Genomic DNA, 19,210 nt, shown 5'->3' on the forward strand with positions numbered 1-19,210 from the left:
CCGGTCGGCTTCCGGCAGCGGGTAACGTCGAGGCCGTGTCCGCCGAATCACGCCGCAGCCTGACCGACGAGCCGCGCCGAGGCGCGGCCCCCGGCGGCCCCACCCCCGCCGCCTCTCCCGAGCCCGTCTCCGCCCCGCTCCCCGCCCCGGCCGCAGGCCCGGTCGAGGTGCGCAGGAGCGCGCGGCGCAGGAGGACCGTCTCCGCCTACCGCGAGGGCGACCGGACCGTGGTCCTCATCCCGGCGCGGATGTCCGAGGCGGAGGAACGCCGCTGGATCGGCGTCATGCTGGACCGGCTCGCCGCCCGGGAGAGCCGGGGCGTTCTCGGGGACCGCGAGCTGGCCGAGCGCGCCGCCGGGCTCTCCGAGCAGTACCTCGGCGGCCGGGCCCGCCCCGGTTCGGTGCGCTGGGTCACCAACCAGAACACCCGGTGGGGCTCCTGCACCCCCGCCGAGGGCAGCATCCGCCTCTCCCACCGGCTCCAGGGCATGCCCGACTACGTCGTCGACTACGTCCTCCTCCACGAGCTGGCCCATCTGCTCGTGCCGGGGCACGGCCCCGAGTTCTGGCGGCTCCTTGAGGCCTATCCGCGCACCGAGCGGGCGCGCGGTTTCCTGGAGGGCGTGACCGCCGCGGGACGCCTGCCGGACCCGCCCACCGCGCGCGAGGAGTGACCTTCCCCGGCCGTTCGGGGTGTATTTCCCGATTCCGTACCGAAGAGGTCCCGCCCTGTCTCGTTGTCGCACCCAGCGGTTAGCCTGGCGCGAACATTCGCAATCGGGATGGGGGACGGTCGTTACGCATGGCCAGGGAATTCCAACGCGGCCACAAGGCCAGGATCAGCGATCTGACCGCGGGCACGGATCTGTACGTCGGTGTCCGGATCGACGCGCCCGGACTGACCTTCGACATCAGCTGCTTCGGACTCGACGCCGAGGAGCGGCTCTCCGACGACCGCTACTTCGTCTTCTTCAACCAGCCGAAGACACCCGAGGAATCCGTCCAGCTGCTGGGCCCCCAGGCCGGTGACACCGAGTCCTTCCGCGTCACGCTCGACCGCATACCCGCCCATGTGCACCGGCTGTCCTTCACCGCGACCATCGACGGCGACGGCCAGATGTCCCGGATCGGCCCCGGCTATCTGCGGATCGTCGCGGGCGGCGAGGAGGTCGCGCGGTACGCCTTCACCGGCTCGGAGTTCTCCACCGAGCGCGCGGTGATGCTCGGCGACTTCTACCTCAAGGACGTGTGGCGCTTCGCCGCCGTCGGCCAGGGCTTCGACGGAGGGCTGGAGGCGCTGCTGCGCAACTTCGGAGGCGAGGTCGCCGAGGACGAGCCCGCCGCACCGACGCAGCAGACCGTGCAGACCACCGGTCCCAGGCTTCGCGTTGTCATGGCCCCGGGCCGCACCGAGCCAGTGTTCGGCCGCCGCCATGGCGACGCCGTCGCCGACCAGGGTGACGGGCCGTCCGCCCGTCGCCCGGCGCACCCGTTCCACCAGCGGATACGCTCGCCAGCCCGGCACGTTGACCGGGCTGACGGTCCCCCGCTCGGCGTCCACGGGCCCCGCGCTGCCGATGCCGACGGCCCCGGCCGCGTCCCAGAGCGGGGAAGCGGACAGCCGCGTGAGCACCGCTTCGACCGCGCGCATCACCGTCTCGCCGTCCTCCCGCGCGGGCGTGGGCCGCAGGGCGCGGACCCGGATGTCTCCCCCGGCGTCGACCAGGGCTCCGGCGATCTTGGTGCCGCCGATGTCGAGGGCGATGACGAGGCCTTCGGCGGAGCCCGGGTCGGATTCGGTCTGCATGGGCGCGGGATCTCCAGTCGGGGCGGGCGGAAGCAGGACGGTACCGTACAGTCTCCGCTCGGCTTGACAACGTTGTCCAGCCTCTATGCTTCGGCCCGAGAGAGACGGTCGGGCATCGCTCGGCAGAAGGCCGCCGCCCGATCTCCGACCCTTGACGGAGGAACCGCGCACCGTGGCCGACACCGCTCGCCGCCCCGACCACCGCTACGGAAACCGGCCCACGATGAAGGACGTCGCCGCGCGCGCAGGCGTCGGCCTGAAAACGGTGTCCCGGGTGGTGAACGGCGAGCCGGGGGTGACGGCGGAGACCGAGCGGCGGGTCCAGGCGGCCATCGAGGTGCTCGGGTTCCGCCGCAACGACAGCGCGAGGGTGCTGCGCAAGGGCCGCACCGCGACCGTCGGTCTCGTCCTGGAGGACCTCGCCGACCCGTTCTACGGTCCGCTCAGCCGGGCGGTGGAGGAGGTCGCGCGGGCGCACGGGGCGCTGCTCGTCAACGGGTCGAGCGCCGAGGACCCGGACCGGGAGCAGGAGTTGGCGCTCGCCCTGTGCGCGCGCCGGGTCGACGGTCTGATCGTGATCCCCTCCGGCGACGACCACCGTTATCTGGAGCCGGAGATCAGGGCGGGTGTCGCCACCGTCTTCGTGGACCGGCCCGCGGGGCTCATCGAGGCGGACGCCGTGCTCTCGGACAGTTTCGGCGGGTCCCTTGAGGGGGTGGCGCATCTGATCGCCCACGGGCATCGCCGGATCGGTTTCATCGGCGACCGGCCCCGTATCCACACCTCGGCCGAGCGGCTGCGCGGCTACCGCGCGGCGATGGAGGACGCGGGGCTGCCGGTCAGGGACGCGTGGGTGGCGCTCGGGCCCACCGACCCCGGGCGGGTGCGTGCGGCGGTACGGGGGATGCTGACGGGACCGGAGCCCGTGACGGCGTTCTTCGCGGGGAACAACCGGGTGACGGTCACGGTGGTCCGGGTCCTCGCCGGGCATCCCCGGCCGGTGGCGCTGGTCGGTTTCGACGACATCGAGCTGGCCGATCTGCTCGGCATCACCGTGATCGCCCAGGACGCCGCCGCCCTCGGCAGGACGGCGGCGGAGCGTCTGTTCCGGCGGCTCGAAGGGGGCGGCGGGGCGCCGGAGCGGGTGGTGCTCGGCACGACGCTCCTCGTCCGGGGCTCGGGGGAGCTGCCGCCGCCGGGCGCCTGACGGGCCCCGCCCCCGGCGAACCCGGGGCGGGGCGGCGGCTCCGGCTACTCCGCCGAGGCGGTGAGGTCGCCCCGGCGCGGGGCGGCGAAGCGGTGGAGTGCGGCGCGGTCGAGTCCGGTGAGGGCGTCGACCTCGGCGGTGTCGAGGGCGCCGCAGTCGATGCCCCGGAGGAGGTAGGAGCCGAGGGCCTTGGCGGTGGCGGGCTCGTCCATGACGTCGCCGCCCGCGTGGTTGGCGTAGGCGGCCAGGCGCTTGGCTGCGGTCTCGAAGCCCTCGCGGTAGAAGGCGAAGACGGCTGCGTAGCGGGTGGGGATGTGGCCGGGGTGCATGTCCCAGCCCTGGTAGTAGGCGCGGGCGAGGGCGCGTCGGGTGAGGCCGTAGTGGAGGCGCCAGGCCTCGTGGACGTGGGCGGTGGTGCCGACGGGCAGGACGTTGGTGGAGCCGTCGGAGACGCGGACTCCGGTGCCCGCGGCGGCGACCTGCATGATCGCCTTGGCGTGGTCGGCGGCCGGGTGGTCGCTCGCCTGGTAGGCGGCGGAGACGCCGAGGCAGGCGCTGTAGTCGAAGGTGCCGTAGTGCAGTCCGGTGGCGCGGCCCTCGGCGGCGCCGATCATCCGGGCGACGGCGGCGGTGCCGTCGGCGGCGAGGATGGACTGGCTGGTCTCGATCTGGATCTCGAAGCCGAGGCGGCCCGCGTCGAGGCCGTGCGCCTTCTCGAAGGCTTCGAGGAGGCGCACGAAGGCGGTGACCTGTTCGGGGTAGGTCACCTTGGGGAGGGTGAGGACGAGGCCTTCGGGGAGGCCGCCGTTCTCCATGAGGCCGGTGAGGAAGACGTCGGTGGTGCGGATGCCCCGGTCGCGTACGGCGGACTCCATGCACTTCATGCGGATGCCCGTGTACGGGGCCGCGGTGCCGTCGCGCCGGGCCTCGGTGACGAGGCGGGCGGCGCGGGCGGCGTCCCGGTCCTCGTCCGTGCCGGTGTAGCCGTCCTCGAAGTCGATGCGCAGGTCTTCGACGGGCTCGCGGCGCAGCTTGGCGACGACTCGGTCGTAGACGTCCTGGGCGAGGGCGTCGGGGAGGCCGAGGGCGGCGGCGAAGGAGGCGGCGTCGGGGGCGTGCTCGTCGAGGGCGGCGAGTGCCCGGTCACCCCAGGAGCGGATGGTTCCGGCCTCGAAGGCGTCGCCCGGTACGTACACGGTGTGGACGGGCTGGCGGGTGCCGGGGTCCCCGGGGTAGCGGCGCTCCAGTTCGGCGTCCACGGCGGCGAGGGAGGCGCTGATGTCCTCGCTGACCGCGCCCGCGAGGCTTGTCGGCACCTTCTCCTGCTGACCCATCCCACACCCTCCTGTTTTCCGCTGAACGGAATCGACAATCCGTATGGCGAAGTTAGTGGGCGGTGTTGCGCACGTCAATGGGTGTCCGGAAGGAGTCGGGCCCCTCGGTCGTACCTCCGGGAACGGCCCGGCCGTGTGGCCGGAAACGGCCGGGGGCCGCGCGGTGACGATCACCACGCGGCCCCCGGACCGGTACGACGAGGGAGGCTCAGCCCTTGCGGGACTCGATCTCCTCGGTGAGCTGCGGGACGACGTCGAACAGGTCGCCGACGACGCCGTAGTCGACCAGCTCGAAGATCGGCGCCTCGGCGTCCTTGTTGATCGCGACGATCGTCTTCGAGGTCTGCATGCCCGCGCGGTGCTGGATCGCGCCGGAGATGCCGGAGGCGATGTACAGCTGCGGCGAGACCGACTTGCCGGTCTGGCCGACCTGGCTGGAGTGCGGGTACCAGCCGGCGTCGACGGCGGCGCGGGAGGCGCCGACGGCGGCACCGAGCGAGTCGGCGAGCGCCTCGATGATCGCGAAGTTCTCGGCGCCGTTGACGCCTCGGCCGCCGGAGACCACGATCGCGGCCTCGGTCAGCTCCGGGCGGCCGGTGGACTCGCGCGGGGTGCGGGCGGTCACCTTGGTGCCGGTGGCCAGCGCGCCGAAGGAGACCGCGAGGGCCTCGACGGCGCCGGCGGCCGGGGCGGCCTCGACGGGGGCCGAGTTCGGCTTGACCGTGATGACCGGGGTGCCCTTGGAGACACGGGACTTGGTGGTGAAGGAGGCGGCGAACGCGGCCTGCGTCGCGACCGGGCCCTCGTCTCCGGCTTCCAGGTCCACGGCGTCGGTGATGAGGCCGGAGCCGATGCGGACGGCGAGGCGGGCCGCGATCTCCTTGCCCTCGGCGGAGGACGGGACGAGCACGGCGGCCGGGGACACGGCCTCGTAGGCGGCCTGGAGGGCGTCGACCTTCGGGACGACGAGGTACTCGGCGAACTCCGGCGCGTCGGCGGTGAGGACCTTCACCGCGCCGTGCTCGGCGAGCGCGGCGGCGGTGTCGGCGGCGCCGTTGCCGAGGGCGACGGCGACCGGCTCGCCGATGCGGCGGGCGAGGGTCAGCAGCTCCAGGGTGGGCTTGCGGACGGCTCCGTCGACGTGGTCGACGTAGACGAGGATCTCAGCCATGGGACTTTCATCTCCTGCGAACGAAAAAGGGGCGGTCGGAAGGGCTCGCACGGGCCGGGAGGGTGCGTCCGGCCCGCGGGGCTGAGTCCTAGATGAACTTCTGCTCCGCGAGGAAGCCGGCGAGCTGCCTGCCGCCCTCGCCCTCGTCCTTGACGATCGTTCCGGCGGTGCGCGCCGGACGCTCGGTGGCGGAGTCGACCGCGGTCCAGGAGCCTTCGAGACCCACTTCCCCGGCTTCGAGGCCGAGGTCGGAGAGGTCGAGGGACTCGACCGGCTTCTTCTTGGCCGCCATGATGCCCTTGAAGGAGGGGTAGCGCGCCTCGCCGGACTGGTCGGTCACGGAGACGACGGCCGGGAGGGAGGCCTCCAGCTGCTCGGAGGCGGTGTCGCCGTCGCGGCGGCCGGTGACCTTGCCGTCCTCGATGCCGACCTCGGAGAGCAGGGTGACCTGCGGGACGCCCAGACGCTCGGCGAGGATGGCCGGGAGGACGCCCATGACGCCGTCGGTGGAGGCCATGCCCGCGATGACGACGTCGTAGCCGGTCTTCTCGATCGCCTTGGCGAGCACCAGGGAGGTGGCCATGACGTCGCTGCCGTGCAGGTCGTCGTCCTCGACGTGGACGGCCTTGTCGGCGCCCATGGAGAGCGCCTTGCGCAGGGCGTCCTTGGCGTCCTCGGGGCCGACGGTGACCACGGTGACCTCGGCGTCGTCGGCCTCTTCGGCGATCTGGAGCGCCTGCTCGACCGCGTACTCGTCAAGCTCCGACAGCAGGCCGTCGACGTCGTCGCGGTCGACGGTCAGGTCATCGGCGAAGTGCCGGTCGCCGGTGGCGTCGGGCACGTACTTCACACAGACAACGATCCTCAAGCTCACGCCGGCTCTCCTACTGCATCGTCATAACTTGGCTGCCTTGTCGCTTGGCAGCATAGGCGCCTGAAGGGCGGGTTTCCGGTCGGGGCGGCGGACGCCCCGACCGAAATATTACTCGCCAGTAGACCCAGTTGGCGACCGGTAAGCAAGCGCTCAGGAATGTGATCTGCCCAACGCGCGGAAAGCCGTCCGCGCGGGAACTCTCAGTCGCGCAGGGCGTTGAAGCGGCCGTGGTGGTAGAGCAGCGGCCGGCCCGCCCCGTCGGGGTCGCCCGCGATCGCCTGCGCGATCACGATCCGGTGGTCCCCCGCGGGCACCCGGGCCACCACACGGCAGACCAGCCAGGCGAGGACGCCGTCGAGCACGGGGACGCCCTCGGGGCCGGTGCTCCAGCGGGTCCCCTCGCCGAAGCGGTCGGCTCCGCTGCGCGCGAAGAGGGCGGCCAGCTCCTGCTGGTGCTCGCCGAGTATGTGCACGCCGATGTGCTCGGCCTCGGCGAGCACGGGCCAGCTGGAGGAGGAGACACCCACCCCGAAGGAGATCAAGGGGGGCTCGGCGGCGACGGAGTTGAGCGAGGTGGCGGTGAAACCGACGGGGTGCTCGCCGTGCGCGGTGACGACCGCGACACCGGCCGCGTGCCGGCGGAAGACGGAGCGGAGCAGGTCGGGAGAGGCCTGCCGGGGGACGCCGAGAGGGGGAACGGTACGAAGCTCGGGCGAAACCGTCATGGAGTTGTCCTTCTGCGAGGGCTGCATGGAAGTGGTCCTGGGGTCGTCAGACACCCGGACAGCGCGCGCTCGCGTTGCGGGCCAGGTCCACATGGGGCCGGCCGTAGAGAAGGAGTTCTGGGGGCACACCGTCAGGGTGACGATCGTTGCCGCGTGCAGTCAAGCGCGTACCGCGATGTGGGAGGAGTGTCACGGCGTCAGAGCACCCGGCCCAGGGCCGCGATGACATCCGCCGTGCGGGGCTGCCCGGCGGCGCGCCGCATGATGCGACCCGCCGCGTCGAGGACGAGGACGGTGGGAGTGCGGGTGACCCCGAGTTCGCGGACGAGCGCGAGCCGCTCCTCCGCGTCGATCTCCACGTGCCCGACGCCCGGGACCATGGCGGCGACCTCGGCCAGGGTGCGGCGGGTGGCGCGGCAGGGCTGACAGAAAGCGCTGGAGAACTGGACGAGGGTGGCCCGCTCCCCCAGCGGCGCGCCGAGCACCTCCGGATCAAGGATCCCGGTGGTCATCCTTCCCCCTCCTCCGCTTCGTTTCCGTTCCCCGTGGTGCAGCGTCACACGAGAGCATTCGATTCCCGCCCCCGCAACCGCGAGTGACGAGAATCTCCCCGTATGAAGCCGTCTGGACTGGTCACGACGGCCCACATGGGGCACGATCTGCCCAAAGCCGAAAACCTACGGCCGCGTAACTTCGCCGGGAGACCCTCCCCAGGCAGACGAAGAAGAGGTTCCTCTCCGATGGCAGAACTCGTCTACCGGCCGGTCATCGGTGCCGCGCTCACCCTGTTCAAGGCACTCGATCTGAAGATCGACACCCAGGGTTCCGAGCACATCCCGCGGACCGGAGGGGCGGTGCTGGTCAGCAACCACATCAGCTACCTCGACTTCATCTTCACCGGGCTCGCGGCCCGCCCGCAGAAGCGTCTGGTGCGCTTCATGGCGAAGGACTCGGTCTTCCGGCACAAGGTCTCGGGACCGCTCATGCGCGGCATGAAGCACATCCCGGTGGACCGCACCCAGGGCGAGCACGCCTACCGGCACGCCCTGGAGTCGCTGCGCGCCGGGGAGATCATCGGCGTCTTCCCCGAGGCGACGATCTCCCCCTCGTTCACGCTGAAGGGCTTCAAGACGGGCGCGGCGCGCCTCGCGCAGGAGGCGGGCGTCCCGCTGGTCCCGATGGCGCTGTGGGGCACCCAGCGGATCTGGACGAAGGGCCGGCCGAGGAACTTCAAGCGCAGCCACATCCCGGTGACGATCCGGGTCGGCGAGCCCGTGGAGGCGCCCGCCGACCAGTACGCGGGCGCGATCACCCGTCGGCTGCGCGGACGCGTCCAGGAGCTTCTGGAGGCGGCCCAGCGCGCCTATCCGGTCCGCCCCAAGGACGCGGGCGACACCTGGTGGGTGCCCGCGCACCTCGGGGGTACGGCTCCGACGCCCGCCCAGGTCAAGGAAGCCGGCTGACCCTGGCGGGGTGGCTCACTCCGGGTCGCGGACGGTGATCCGGGCGCCGGGGCTGAGCTTTTCGAGCGACCGTGCCAGCTCGGCGCCCGCCGCTCGGAGTTCGTCCCCGGTCATGGGGGCGAGCGACTCCAGGAGGAAGAAGGCGTCGGTGGTGTCGTCGTCGATCCGGGTACGGGGGCCCTGGCGCCAGTTCCAGCGGCGGCAGGTGACGCCCTCCTCGTCGCGCCAGACGATCTCGCCGGGCTCGGGGTGCTCGACGGTCTCCGCGCCGCCCGCCATGGTGACGAAGGGCTCGTCCCCACCGGCCCTGACCAGGCTCATGGCGCCCTGGACGCGGCTCAGGTCCTCGCCGCCGACCGGGATCAGACGGGCGACGCTGACCGCGTTGTAGGCGTCGACCAGCCGGTTGATCCGGGGCAGTCCGCCGTCCGCGAGGGCGCGCCGGGCGAGCGCCTCCGCCGAGTTGCGCGTACGGGAGGGCTTGGCGCCGAACGCGGTGTACGCGGCGCGCCAGGCGGCGATGTGCGGGTCCTGGTCGGGGGTGCGGCCGTCGAGCCGTTCGGCGAGCCGCCGCGCGGCCTCGTCGAGAAGCGCCGAACTGGCCTCGTCGCTGGGCCCGTTGACCAGTCCGCGGGCTTCGACCAGCAGGAAGCTGAAGCCGGGGGCGAGGGTGCGCACTTCTTCGGAGACTGTGAGCGTGAGGGTCATGATCCGCCGTTCGCCGGTGTCCGGGGTCAGAGCTCGGTGGGGAGCGTCCGCCAGAGGGTGGGCCGGTCGGGGGCGGCGCGCAGTGCGTCGAGGACGACCGGATGTGGTTCAGCATAGAGCACCGGATAGTCCACTTCATTGAACTCCGGGCGTACGGTCCAGGCCAGCCGCTCCTCCCCGATCGAGAACCGGGCGTCGACGCCGGGCTTGTTGCCGCGCGGGTCCTGCCGGGCCCAGGTCCGCTCCCCCGGGAGCAGGACGGCGACGAGACCGTGGAGCACCGGACGCGATCCGTCGTCGTCGGCGAGCCGCTGGTAGCAGAGGGCCGCCGGGATCCCCCGGGCACGCAGGAGCGCGGCGTACGCCACCGCCTTGGCGTAGCAGATGCCGGTGCGCTCCTCCAGGACGTCGGAGGCGCGCCAGGTGACGCGGAGGTCGCCGGAGTCGGCGGAGTGCGGGATGGTGTCGCGGACGTGCGCGAAGGCCGCTTCGGCGTATGCGTATGCGTCCGGGTGTTCCCGGGAGAGGTGTTCGACGACGCGTCCGACCGTCGGATGCTCGTGGTCGACGGCTTCACCGGGGGCCAGATAGGCGGCGATGTCCGGGTTCTGCTGGATGAGTTCCATGTGGGGGGAGCGTACGGAAACGGCCGGACGGAAGTCAATGACTTTCCATCCGGCCGTATATTCATGCAGCCCGGGTCAGTGGGCGATCTCTTCCTTCAGGGCCTGGAGGAAGGCGTCCACGTCGTCCTCCGTGGTGTCGTAGGCGCACATCCAGCGCACATCACCGGCCGCCTCGTCCCAGAAGTAGAAGCGGAAGCGCTTCTGGAGGCGTCGGGACACCTCGTGCGGCAGGCGGGCGAAGACCGCGTTGGCCTGCACCGGGTAGAGGATCTCCACCCCGTCGACCTCGCGCACCCCGGCGGCGAGCCGACGGGCCATCGCGTTGGCGTGACCCGCGTTGCGCAGCCACAGGTCCTTCGCGAGGAGGGCTTCCAGCTGCACCGACACGAAGCGCATCTTCGACGCGAGCTGCATGGACAGCTTGCGCAGGTGCTTCATGTGGCTGACCGTGCCGGGGTCGAGGACCACGACCGCCTCGCCGAACATCATGCCGTTCTTCGTGCCGCCGTAGGACAGCACGTCGACGCCCACCTCGCTGGTGAACGCGCCCATCGGCACGCCGAGCGAGGCGGCGGCGTTGGCTATCCGGGCCCCGTCGAGGTGCACCTTCATGCCCTTGGCGTGGGCGTGCTCGACGATCGCGCGGATCTCGTCCACCGTGTAGACGGTGCCCAGCTCGGTGTTCTGGGTGATCGAGACGACCTGCGGCATCGCCCGGTGCTCGTCCTCCCAGCCCCAGGCCTGCCGGTCGATCAGCTCAGGGGTGAGCTTGCCGTCCGGAGTGGGCACGGTGAGCAGCTTGAGGCCGCCCATCCGCTCCGGAGCGCCGCCCTCGTCCACGTTGATGTGGGCGGACTCGGCGCAGATCACCGCGCCCCAGCGGTCGGTGAGCGCCTGGAGGGCGGTCACGTTGGCCCCCGTGCCGTTGAAGACCGGGAAGGCCTCGGCGGCGGGGCCGAAGTGGCCGCGCATGATCTGCTGGAGGTGTTCGGTGTACTGGTCCTCGCCGTAGGCGACCTGGTGGCCGTCGTTGGCGAGGGCGAGGGCCGCGAGGATCTCCGGGTGGGCGCCGGCGTAGTTGTCGCTGGCGAAGCCCCGGACCGAGGGGTCGTGGCGACGACGGGCGTCGGTCCGGAGTCCGGGGTGCGCGGTCACGGCTTGGGGGTCAGCCACAGACGCTGTCCATTCAGTTCCTGGGCGGGCTTGCTCCACAGGCCGACGATCTCGCGGGCCAGGTCGTCGACGTCGGTGAAGCCCGCGAATTTCGCATCGGGGCGTTCGGCGCGCATGGCGTCGTGCACCAGTGCCTTGATCACCAGGATGGCAGCCGCCGCCTGGGGGCCTTCGTCTCCCCCGAGCTTGCGGAAGGAGTCGGCCATGGCGAGGGTCCAGGCCTCGGCCGCCGCCTTGCCCGCGTTGTACGCGGCGTTCCGCGCGACCGGCTTGTGCGCGCCGACCTGGCTGATCAGGGCGTAGCGACCCCGGCCGCCGCCGCGCAGCAGGGCGTCGTGGAAGGCGAGGGAGGTGTGCTGGACGGTGCGGACGAGGAGCTTCTCCAGGAAGTCCCAGTCCTTGAGGTCCGTCTCGGTGAAGGAGGGGCTGCCGCGCCAGCCTCCGACGAGGTGGACCAGGCCGTCGACGCGGCCGAATTCCTTCTCCGTCTTGTCGGCCCAGTCGCGGGTGGCGGCCAGGTCGAGCAGGTCGACGGTGTCGCCGACGACCTTGGCGCCGCCGTGGGCGTAGCTGGCGGCGTCGACGGCCTCCGCGAGGCGGGCCGGGTCGGCGTCGGACGCGACCACGGTGGCGCCCGCCTCGGCGAGGCGCAGCAGGGCCGCGCGGCCCGCGGGTCCCGCCGCTCCGGCGACCGCGATGACGGCGCCGTCGAGCGGCCCGCCGTTTCCGTTGGCGTTCATGGGCGACGCCTCCTCCGTGTTCTCGGTGCCCGCGCTCACGCGGCGGCCCGCTCTGCCCGCGGGGCGCCGGTGGCGGTGATCCCCTTCGTCTCGGCGATCACGCCCTTCAGCTTCTTGGCGAGGGCCTCGAAGAACATGCTGAGCGGAAACTCGTCGGGAAGCACGTCGTCGACGAGCTTGCGCGGCGGGAGGGAGAGGTCCAGGGCCTCGGGACCCTTGGCCCAGGTGGAGCCCGGGTGGGGGGCGAGATAGGCGGAGACCAGCTCGTACGCCTTGAACCAGTGGACGAGCTTCGGGCGGTCGATGCCGTCGCGGTAGAGCGTCTCGATCTCGGCGCAGAGGCGGTTGGTGACCTCGGGGGCCCGCTGCCAGTCGATCTTGAGGGTGTTGTCCGTCCAGCGCACCACGTCGTTCTTGTGCAGGTACGCGAAGAGGAGCTGGCCGCCGAGACCGTCGTAGTTGCGGTTGCGGTCGCCGGAGAGCGGGAAGCGGAACATGCGGTCGAAGAGGACCGCGTACTGCACGTCACGGCCGTGCGTGTTGCCTTCGGCCTCCAGCTTCACAGCCTCCTTGAAGGCGGTGAGGTCGCAGCGCAGCTCTTCGAGGCCGTACATCCAGAAGGGCTGGCGCTGCTTGATCATGAAGGGGTCGAAGGGCAGGTCCCCGTGGCTGTGGGTGCGGTCGTGGACCATGTCCCAGAGCACGAAGGCCTGCTCGCAGCGGGTCTGGTCGCCGATCATCGCGGCGATGTCGTCCGGCAGCTCGATGCCGAGGGTGTCGACGGCCGCCTCGGTCACCTTGCGGAAGCGGGCCGCCTCGCGGTCGCAGAAGATGCCGCCCCAGGTGAAGCGCTCGGGGGCCTCGCGGACGGCGATGGTCTCCGGGAAGAGGACGGCGGAGTTGGTGTCGTACCCGCTGGTGAAGTCCTCGAAGGTGATGCCGCAGAAGAGCGGGTTGTCGTAGCGGGTGCGTTCCAGCTCCGAGAGCCACTCGGGCCAGACCATGCGGAGCACGACGGCTTCGAGGTTGCGGTCCGGGTTCCCGTTCTGCGTGTACATCGGGAAGAGCACGAGGTGCTGAAGTCCGTCGACGCGGTCGGCGGCCGGGTGGAAGGTGAGCAGCGAGTCCAGGAAGTCCGGGACGGTGAAGCCGCTCTCGCCCCACTTGCGCAGGTCGGAGACGAGGGCGCGGTGATAGGCGCCGTCGTGCGGGACGAGCGGGGAGAGCTGCTCGATGGCGGAGGTGACGCGGTCGAGGGTCAGCTCCGCGAGGGAGCGGGCGGGCGCGCCCTCGCGCCCGAAGTCGATGGAGCCGTCCGTGCTCTGCCAGGTGCGGATCTCTTCCACGGCGTTCTTGAGCTCGGGCCAGGCGGGGTGATCGATCACTCGGGCTTCGGTGGATATCCCCCCACCGGTCATGTCCTGCTCAAGAATTTCCGTCATGCCACTTCCTCCACAGGAGAACCTCGCGTAAAGACACCGTAACCACCGACGGTTCTTCGCCACAAGAGGAGCATGGGAAAATTTCCGGTAACACCCCCCTGTCAACAGAAGTTTTTCCTGTTACTCAGGGGGGAATCCCTTCTTCCGCCGGAGGGCTCACGCCAGCGGCTTCACCAGGAGCTCGAACTCCAGGTCGTCACGCTGAGGCACCCCGAAGCGCTCGTCCCCGTAAGGGAACGGCGACATCCGCCCGGTGCGCCGGTAGCCGCGCCGCTCGTACCAGGCCACCAGCTCCTCGCGTACGGAGATCACCGTCATGTGCATCTCCCGCGCGCCCCACAGCTCGCGGACCCGGCGCTCGGCCTCCGCGATGATCAGCTTGCCCAGTCCCGCGCCCTGGAGCTCGGGACGGACGGCGAACATGCCGAAGTAGGCCGCCTCGCCCCGGTCCTCCAGCTGGCAGCAGGCCACCAGGACGCCATCGCGCTCCACCACCAGAAGACAGCTGCCGGGCGTGGTGATCACCGCCGCCACCCCCTCGGCGTCGGTGCGCTGCCCCTGGAGGAGGTCCGCCTCCGTGGTCCAGCCGCCCCGGCTGTCGTCGCCCCGGTAGGCCGACTCGACGAGCGGGACGAGTGCCGGGACGTCGTCGAGGACCGCCTCCCGGTAGGTGATCCGGCCGGTCTCGTGAGGCGTGGCGGTTTCCATGCGAGCAGGGCTCCCCTCGGGCGCTGACGATCGCGGTGCGCGACCCGGCCCGAGCCTAACGCGCCCCCCTCACCGCCCCTGCCGTACGCCCGTGCGCGACCGTGCGCCCGCGTGTGCCGGGCGGGCGGCGGGCATGCCTCCGGGGAGCGGACCGCGTCGAGGGGGAGGTGTGCCGTGCACGGAGCGGCCCTGTCCGGATGGCTGATGGTCGCGCTGTGCGCGGCCACGGGGGCGTACTGCCTGCTCCGCATGCGCGAGGGCACCGGGATCGAGCGCCGGGCGGCGGGCGGCGAGGCGGTGATGGGCTTCGGCATGGCCGCCATGGCGCTGCCCGCCGCCGCGCTCACCCCGCCCGAGTGGAGCTGGACGGTGTACGCGGCGGTGTTCGGCACGGCCGCCCTGCACGGCCTCTTCGCGATCCGCCGCGGCGGCCACCATCTGCACCACCTGGTGGGCTCGCTCGCCATGGTCTACATGGCGGTGGCGATGGCGGCGGCCGGCCCCGGAGCACACACGGCGCACCACGGGGGCACGACGGCGGGCGTCCCCGTACTCACCGGCAGCCTCCTCCTCTATTACGGGGTGTACGTGCTCCACACGGGCGCGCGGCTCGTCCCGGCGCCGGGACCCGCGCCGGGGCCGGTCCCGGGAGCGGTCCCTGCGGGCACCGGCGGAGGAGGGCCCGCCGGGAGCGCCCGGCCGGAACTGGCACGGGTCTGCCGCCTCTCGATGGCGCTCGCGATGGTCGCGATGCTGGTGACGCTCTGACCCGCCTTCACCGCGGGGAGCCCGGGGCTGGGGCTGGGAGCCCGGGGCTGGGGCTGGGACTGGGAGCCCGAGGCTGAGGCTGAGGCTGGGACTGGAAGCCCGGGGCTGGGGCTGGGCCTGCTTCTGAGTCTGCGGCCCGGCGGGAGGGGCCCGCGTGCGACGCCGCCCTCCCCACGCCGGGCCGCCCTCCCCGCGCCGGGCCGCCCTCCCCGCGCCGGGCCGCCCTCCCGGTGCCGGGGCCTTCCCCGGGCGGCAACGAAACCGTGGTGTGCGTCACTTGGCGTGCGAGGCCGTACCCCGGGCCCGTATCCCGCTCATAGGGTGACGCCCATGTGGGTCTCCCTCGCGCTGTTCCTGTTCGGCCTTCTGACCGCCCTCACGGCTCCCCGGCTCCTCGCGCGAGCGCACTGGGCGGAGCGAGAACCCGTGGTGGCCCTCTGGGCCTGGCAGTGCGTGGTCGCCGCCGTGCTGCTGAGCTTCGCGCTCTCCATGACGTTCAGCGCCTCCGCCGCCTGGCAGGCCGTCCGGGGGCAGCTCTTCGCGCCCGCACCGCGCGCGGTGGTCGAGGCCTACGAACTCGGCACGAGCGGCCCCTGGTCCGCCGTGCTCGCGGTGGCCCTGGCGGCCGGTGGGCTGTGGTCCGGGGCGATGCTCGGCCGGGAGATCGGCCTGGCCCGCGCCGGGCGCCGCCGGCGGCGCGGCGAGCTGCTCGTGCGCGCGCCCCTGCTGCCGGGCGAACAGCCGGGCGACGAGCGGCTCGTCGTCCTGGAGGGCGAGCGGGCGGGCGCCTGGTGGCTGGCCGGGGCGGCACCCCGACTGGTCGTCACCACGGCGGCGCTGCGGCGGCTGAAGGGACGCCAGCTCGACGCCCTCCTCGCCCATGAGCAGGGGCACGCGCGCGCCCGGCACGACTGGCTCCTGCACTGCTCGGCGGCGCTGGCCTCGGGATTCCCCGGCGTCCCGGTCTTCGCGGCCTTCCGCGAGGAGATGCACCGTCTGGTGGAGCTGGCCGCCGACGATGTGGCCTCGCGCCGCTTCGGACGCCTGACGATCGCCCTCGCCCTCGTCGAACTGAACGAGGACCGGGGCGTGTTCGGACCCGGCTCCGCCCCCGACGCGGACCTTCCGCAGCGGGTGAACCGACTGCTCTCGGCCACGCCCCGGCTCCCCGCGAGCCACCGCCTGCGCCTGACGGCCGCCGCCGCCCTGGTGCCGGTGGTCCCGGTGCTCGTGGCTTTCGTACCGGCGCTCCGCGCACTGGGATGACGGCCGGGGAGGGCGTGCCCGGTGTCGGGGTACGCCCGGAGCCGGGGGTCCGGCAGGATCGGGGGATGCGTACCTCCGCCGTGGTCACCGGGGTCCTGGCCGTTCTGCTGCTCGTGCTCGTCGCCGTGGGCTGGGCGCCGCTGCTCTCCTTCGACCGCTCGGTCTCCGTCGCCCTCCACCGGCACGCCGTCGCCCACCCTGGGTTCACCCATCTCAACCGGGTGCTCAGCGACTGGGTGTGGGACCCGTGGACCATGCGCGCCCTGGCCGCCGCGACGGCGCTGCTGCTGTGGTGGCGGCGGGAGTGGCGCACCGCCCTGTGGGTGGCGGGCGTGAGCCTGCTGACCGTGGGGCTTCAGCAGGGGCTGAAGGCGCTGGTGGGGCGGGAGCGACCGCACTGGGTGGACCCGGTGGACTCGGCGCGGTACGCCGCCTTCCCGTCCGGGCACGTCCTGACGGCGACGGTGACCTGTGGACTGCTGCTCTGGGTGCTCGCGTCGCACTGGCGGGACGAGTGGCGCGGCTGGGGCACCCTGACGGGCGTCGCCGTGTTCTCGGTGCTCGGGGTCGGCTGGACGCGGGTCTATCTGGGCGTGCACTGGCCCTCGGACGTCCTGGGCGGCTGGCTGTTCGGCTGGTGCCTGGTGGCCGTGACGGTCTTGGCGTACCGCCGGAGCGAGCGGCGCCGTACGCGGAAGGGACACGGCGGCACGGGGAGCCGGAGCGGAGGTGCGGTATGACGCCGTCTGTTCTGGACGATCCCCCGTGTCGCCCAGAACAGACGGCTGTTCCGCGGGTATGCCGCAGAGGCATGCCGACGGAATGCGCCGAGTATATTGGCCCGCAGCCAGTCAACGCAGGAGTCCAGCATGTCCCCGCGTAGCCCATCGGTCAATGAAGAACTGCGACGCAGGTCGCGGGAGCGCATTCTGCGCGCCACAGTGGACCTCGTCGACACCCGGGGTTACGAGGCGACGACGCTCGGTGACATAGCGGAGCGGGCCGGTACCGCGCGGGGACTCGTCTCGTACTACTTCCCGGGCAAGCGGCAGTTGCTCCAGGCGGCCGTGCACCGGCTGATGCACCTCACCCTGGAGGCGGGGCTCGACCGCGCGCCGCGCACGGAGGACGGCCGGGAGCGGATGGCCCGCGCGATCGACGCGATCCTGGGACTCGCGGCGGAGCGCCCGACGCTGATGCGGACCCACATGGCGGGCATCCTCCAGGCCGAGGGGTTCGTGCGGTGCGAGGAGCAGCAGCGGCTGGCCTTCCTGCTGCGGGACACCGTCACGCGGTACGGCTCCGACGACGTGGAAACGGACTATCCGCTGCTGCGCGCCCAGTTGATGGGTGCGGTGGTGGCGGTGCTGCTGCCGGGCGCGCCCCTGCCCTTGGCGCGGCTGCGGGCGGAGCTGTTCCACCGGTACGGACTGGACTGGGAGGCGGGCGTGCCGCCGGACGGGGGTCCGCCCGACGGCACACCTCCTTTCAGGCCGTCGTCTCAGTCGTCGAAGTCCGAGTAGTCGGGCTGGGTCTGGACGTTCAGCTCGTCCATCCGGAGACGGGCGGCGGGGTCGGTGCGGGGGTCGGAGAGCTTCAGGACGTCGAGTCCCTTGGCGATGTCGTTCGAGTAGATGTGGCCGTTGTAGTAGTACGCGGACCAGGAGCCGCCCGTCGCCATCTCGGTGGCGGAGAGCGGGCCTCGCTCGAAGTAGGCGATCTCCTTCGGCCTGGCGGAGTCGGTGAAGTCCCAGACGGAGACGCCGCCCTGGTACCAGGCCTGGACCATGAGGTCCCTGCCCTTGACCGGGATCAGCGAGGCGTTGTGGGCGACGCAGTTCTCGGTGTCCGCCTGGTGGCGCGGGATCTTGTAGTAGCCGCGGAAGACGAGCTTGCTCTTGCGGCCCTTGCCGACGATGTCGTAGATGCCGTCCGCGCCCCGGTTCGGGCCGACGGCCGCGTTGCAGGTGGCCGCGCCGCCGCCGCCCAGCTCGTCGGTGAAGACGACCTTGTCCGCCTTCTGGTTGAAGGTCGCGGAGTGCCAGAAGGCGAAGTTGACGTTGTCCTGGACGCGGTCGAGGACCTGCGGGCGCACGGGGTCGGAGATGTCGAAGAGGATGCCGTCGCCCATGCAGGCGCCCGCGGCGAGGTCCTTGTCGGGCAGCACGGTGATGTCGTGGCAGCCGGAGGTCTTGGAGACGCCCGGGTTGGTCGGGGCGCCGGGGTTGCCGCCGCCGTCCGGTCCCTCGCCCGGGAAGAGGACGGGGAAGCCGACGACCGCCGCCCGCTCGGGGGCGTCGCGGGGCACCTTGATGACGGAGATGCCGTCGTGCGGCGGCTGGCAGTCGGGGAACGCGGCGGCGGGACCGTACGAGGAGACGTAGACGTAGACGTCCTTCTTCCTCGGCACCAGGGTGTGGGTGTGGGAGCCGCAGTCGGTCTCGACGGAGGCGACGTACTTGGGGTCGGTGATGTCGCTGATGTCGAAGATCTTCATGCCCTCCCAGGACTCCTTCACCGACGCGGGCTGCGTGGTGCTGGCGCAGGAGTCGTCGCTGCGGGAGGAGTCCGTCGAGAGGAACAGCAGGTTCCCCGAGACGGAGATGTCGTTCTGGGAGCCGGGGCACAGGACCTGGGCGACGGTCTTCGGCGCCTTCGGGTCGGCGATGTCGAAGATGCGGAAGCCGTCGTAGTTGCCCGCGAAGGCGTACCTGCCCTGGAACGCGAGATCCGTGTTGAGGCTCGGCAGCGCGTCCTTGGGGACGTTCGCGAGGTGCTGGATGTTGGCGCTGTGGACGATCTCGTCCACGCCGGGTATCTCGCCGCTCCGGATGGCGGAGCGCGTGTCGGCGACCTGCCGCGAGGAGACCGGGGTCTCGACGGGGGTGTCCCCGGGGCCGGGGGTGGCCGAGGCGGGCCCGGTCGTGAACAGGGTGGCGAGGAGTCCGGCGGCGGCGGATGCCACGGCCAGCCGTCTCGTCCGTGCACGCGGGTCGCGTGTGGTGGATGGTGTGCGCGGGGTACGCAATGAAGTCACTCCGTCCTCCCTGGTGACCGTTCGGTGTCGAACGGTGTGGGACCCCGGCAGTATGTTCTTCGCCGTGTACATCTCAACAGATGGCAACACAGACGTCATGAAGGTTTTCGATCGCCCCCGCGAGAAAAGTGCCAGGATCGGCCCCATTCCGCCGCAAGTCC

Annotated in this window: 19 protein-coding genes and 2 pseudogenes; 8 read left to right on the top strand and 13 right to left on the bottom strand. The window is 71.9% G+C overall.

Annotation, left to right across the window (positions count from 1 at the left end; all coding sequences use genetic code 11):
- The first annotated feature begins 35 nt into the window (after positions 1–35).
- Together BU197_RS00510 and BU197_RS00515 are read left to right on the top strand one after the other, a co-directional pair.
- Positions 36–674, top strand: coding sequence for a M48 family metallopeptidase (locus BU197_RS00510; RefSeq protein ID WP_188266134.1), 639 nt, complete (start codon positions 36–38; stop codon positions 672–674).
- A gap of 128 nt (positions 675–802) precedes the next feature.
- Positions 803–1,252 (top strand): annotated as a pseudogene (locus BU197_RS00515) (TerD family protein); the annotation flags it as partial.
- A 72-nt stretch (positions 1,253–1,324) separates the two neighbouring features.
- Here the strand turns inward: BU197_RS00515 and BU197_RS00520 are convergent.
- Positions 1,325–1,807 (bottom strand): annotated as a pseudogene (locus BU197_RS00520) (ROK family protein); the annotation flags it as partial.
- Positions 1,808–1,979: 172 nt separating this feature from the next.
- On the opposite strand from BU197_RS00520, the gene BU197_RS00525 reads away from it, so the two are divergent.
- Complete coding sequence (locus BU197_RS00525; RefSeq protein WP_188266135.1) at positions 1,980–3,014, top strand: LacI family DNA-binding transcriptional regulator; 1,035 nt, start codon at positions 1,980–1,982, stop codon at positions 3,012–3,014.
- Positions 3,015–3,058: 44 nt separating this feature from the next.
- On the opposite strand, the gene BU197_RS00530 is transcribed toward BU197_RS00525, so the two are convergent.
- The 5 genes from BU197_RS00530 to BU197_RS00550 all read right to left on the bottom strand — a co-directional run bounded on the left by BU197_RS00530 (position 3,059) and on the right by BU197_RS00550 (position 7,630).
- Positions 3,059–4,348 (bottom strand): DUF6986 family protein, encoded by a 1,290-nt coding sequence (locus BU197_RS00530; RefSeq protein WP_188266136.1) that lies wholly within the window; start codon positions 4,346–4,348, stop codon positions 3,059–3,061.
- Positions 4,349–4,556: 208 nt separating this feature from the next.
- Positions 4,557–5,519, bottom strand: coding sequence for an electron transfer flavoprotein subunit alpha/FixB family protein (locus tag BU197_RS00535; protein ID WP_188266137.1), 963 nt, complete (start codon positions 5,517–5,519; stop codon positions 4,557–4,559).
- Between the two features lie 88 nt (positions 5,520–5,607).
- Positions 5,608–6,393, bottom strand: a complete 786-nt coding sequence (locus BU197_RS00540; protein ID WP_188266138.1) for an electron transfer flavoprotein subunit beta/FixA family protein — start codon at positions 6,391–6,393, stop codon at positions 5,608–5,610.
- 200 nt (positions 6,394–6,593) lie between these two features.
- The gene (locus tag BU197_RS00545) at positions 6,594–7,118 is read right to left on the bottom strand and encodes a flavin reductase family protein (protein ID WP_188266162.1); all 525 of its coding nucleotides are present in this window, start codon (positions 7,116–7,118) and stop codon (positions 6,594–6,596) included.
- Between the two features lie 197 nt (positions 7,119–7,315).
- The gene (locus BU197_RS00550; protein WP_188266139.1) at positions 7,316–7,630 is read right to left on the bottom strand and encodes a TlpA family protein disulfide reductase; all 315 of its coding nucleotides are present in this window, start codon (positions 7,628–7,630) and stop codon (positions 7,316–7,318) included.
- 228 nt (positions 7,631–7,858) lie between these two features.
- Here BU197_RS00550 and BU197_RS00555 point away from each other — a divergent pair, with 228 nt between their 5' ends.
- On the top strand, positions 7,859–8,581 hold the full coding sequence (locus BU197_RS00555) for a lysophospholipid acyltransferase family protein (RefSeq protein WP_188266140.1): 723 nt from the start codon (positions 7,859–7,861) through the stop codon (positions 8,579–8,581).
- A 15-nt stretch (positions 8,582–8,596) separates the two neighbouring features.
- Here the strand turns inward: BU197_RS00555 and BU197_RS00560 are convergent, their stop codons facing one another.
- The 6 genes from BU197_RS00560 to BU197_RS00585 all read right to left on the bottom strand — a co-directional run bounded on the left by BU197_RS00560 (position 8,597) and on the right by BU197_RS00585 (position 13,978).
- Positions 8,597–9,289 carry a B3/4 domain-containing protein gene (locus BU197_RS00560; protein WP_188266141.1) on the bottom strand — a complete coding sequence of 231 codons (693 nt, stop codon included), beginning with the start codon at positions 9,287–9,289 and terminating at the stop codon, positions 8,597–8,599.
- A 26-nt stretch (positions 9,290–9,315) separates the two neighbouring features.
- Positions 9,316–9,915 carry a transglutaminase-like domain-containing protein gene (locus BU197_RS00565; RefSeq protein WP_188266142.1) on the bottom strand — a complete coding sequence of 200 codons (600 nt, stop codon included), beginning with the start codon at positions 9,913–9,915 and terminating at the stop codon, positions 9,316–9,318.
- A gap of 75 nt (positions 9,916–9,990) precedes the next feature.
- The gene (locus tag BU197_RS00570) at positions 9,991–11,070 is read right to left on the bottom strand and encodes a threonine aldolase family protein (RefSeq protein ID WP_188266163.1); all 1,080 of its coding nucleotides are present in this window, start codon (positions 11,068–11,070) and stop codon (positions 9,991–9,993) included.
- Positions 11,067–11,828, bottom strand: coding sequence for an SDR family oxidoreductase (locus BU197_RS00575; protein WP_188266143.1), 762 nt, complete (start codon positions 11,826–11,828; stop codon positions 11,067–11,069). Before BU197_RS00575 ends, BU197_RS00570 begins: the two co-directional genes overlap by 4 nt.
- A gap of 35 nt (positions 11,829–11,863) precedes the next feature.
- On the bottom strand, positions 11,864–13,270 hold the full coding sequence (locus BU197_RS00580; RefSeq protein WP_188266144.1) for a DUF6421 family protein: 1,407 nt from the start codon (positions 13,268–13,270) through the stop codon (positions 11,864–11,866).
- A gap of 156 nt (positions 13,271–13,426) precedes the next feature.
- Entirely contained in the window at positions 13,427–13,978 is a 552-nt protein-coding gene (locus BU197_RS00585) for a GNAT family N-acetyltransferase (RefSeq protein WP_188266145.1), read from the bottom strand.
- A 174-nt stretch (positions 13,979–14,152) separates the two neighbouring features.
- On the opposite strand from BU197_RS00585, the gene BU197_RS00590 reads away from it, so the two are divergent.
- From BU197_RS00590 to BU197_RS00605, 4 genes are all read left to right on the top strand, one after another.
- On the top strand, positions 14,153–14,746 hold the full coding sequence (locus BU197_RS00590) for a DUF5134 domain-containing protein (RefSeq protein WP_188266146.1): 594 nt from the start codon (positions 14,153–14,155) through the stop codon (positions 14,744–14,746).
- Positions 14,747–15,076: 330 nt separating this feature from the next.
- Positions 15,077–16,012 carry a M56 family metallopeptidase gene (locus tag BU197_RS00595; protein WP_188266147.1) on the top strand — a complete coding sequence of 312 codons (936 nt, stop codon included), beginning with the start codon at positions 15,077–15,079 and terminating at the stop codon, positions 16,010–16,012.
- A 65-nt stretch (positions 16,013–16,077) separates the two neighbouring features.
- On the top strand, positions 16,078–16,752 hold the full coding sequence (locus tag BU197_RS00600; RefSeq protein ID WP_223183736.1) for a phosphatase PAP2 family protein: 675 nt from the start codon (positions 16,078–16,080) through the stop codon (positions 16,750–16,752).
- A 129-nt stretch (positions 16,753–16,881) separates the two neighbouring features.
- The gene (locus tag BU197_RS00605) at positions 16,882–17,535 is read left to right on the top strand and encodes a TetR/AcrR family transcriptional regulator (RefSeq protein WP_188266149.1); all 654 of its coding nucleotides are present in this window, start codon (positions 16,882–16,884) and stop codon (positions 17,533–17,535) included.
- Here the strand turns inward: BU197_RS00605 and BU197_RS00610 are convergent.
- Positions 17,514–19,049 carry an LVIVD repeat-containing protein gene (locus BU197_RS00610; RefSeq protein ID WP_188266150.1) on the bottom strand — a complete coding sequence of 512 codons (1,536 nt, stop codon included), beginning with the start codon at positions 19,047–19,049 and terminating at the stop codon, positions 17,514–17,516. The two genes, BU197_RS00605 and BU197_RS00610, sit on opposite strands and share 22 nt — an antisense overlap.
- Positions 19,050–19,210 lie beyond the last annotated feature (161 nt).

The organism is Streptomyces sp. CBMA291, from assembly GCF_014596525.1.
Lineage (GTDB): Bacteria > Actinomycetota > Actinomycetes > Streptomycetales > Streptomycetaceae > Streptomyces.

Coding starts and splice junctions, on each gene's coding strand:
- BU197_RS00530 (WP_188266136.1), bottom strand. CDS start 4,348: ATGGGTCAGCAGGAGAAGGTGCCGACAAGCCTCGCGGGCGCGGTCAGC.
- BU197_RS00535 (WP_188266137.1), bottom strand. CDS start 5,519: ATGGCTGAGATCCTCGTCTACGTCGACCACGTCGACGGAGCCGTCCGC.
- BU197_RS00545 (WP_188266162.1), bottom strand. CDS start 7,118: ATGACGGTTTCGCCCGAGCTTCGTACCGTTCCCCCTCTCGGCGTCCCC.
- BU197_RS00550 (WP_188266139.1), bottom strand. CDS start 7,630: ATGACCACCGGGATCCTTGATCCGGAGGTGCTCGGCGCGCCGCTGGGG.
- BU197_RS00555 (WP_188266140.1), top strand. CDS start 7,859: ATGGCAGAACTCGTCTACCGGCCGGTCATCGGTGCCGCGCTCACCCTG.
- BU197_RS00560 (WP_188266141.1), bottom strand. CDS start 9,289: ATGACCCTCACGCTCACAGTCTCCGAAGAAGTGCGCACCCTCGCCCCC.
- BU197_RS00565 (WP_188266142.1), bottom strand. CDS start 9,915: ATGGAACTCATCCAGCAGAACCCGGACATCGCCGCCTATCTGGCCCCC.
- BU197_RS00575 (WP_188266143.1), bottom strand. CDS start 11,828: ATGAACGCCAACGGAAACGGCGGGCCGCTCGACGGCGCCGTCATCGCG.
- BU197_RS00580 (WP_188266144.1), bottom strand. CDS start 13,270: ATGACGGAAATTCTTGAGCAGGACATGACCGGTGGGGGGATATCCACC.
- BU197_RS00585 (WP_188266145.1), bottom strand. CDS start 13,978: ATGGAAACCGCCACGCCTCACGAGACCGGCCGGATCACCTACCGGGAG.
- BU197_RS00595 (WP_188266147.1), top strand. CDS start 15,077: ATGTGGGTCTCCCTCGCGCTGTTCCTGTTCGGCCTTCTGACCGCCCTC.
- BU197_RS00600 (WP_223183736.1), top strand. CDS start 16,078: ATGCGTACCTCCGCCGTGGTCACCGGGGTCCTGGCCGTTCTGCTGCTC.
- BU197_RS00605 (WP_188266149.1), top strand. CDS start 16,882: ATGTCCCCGCGTAGCCCATCGGTCAATGAAGAACTGCGACGCAGGTCG.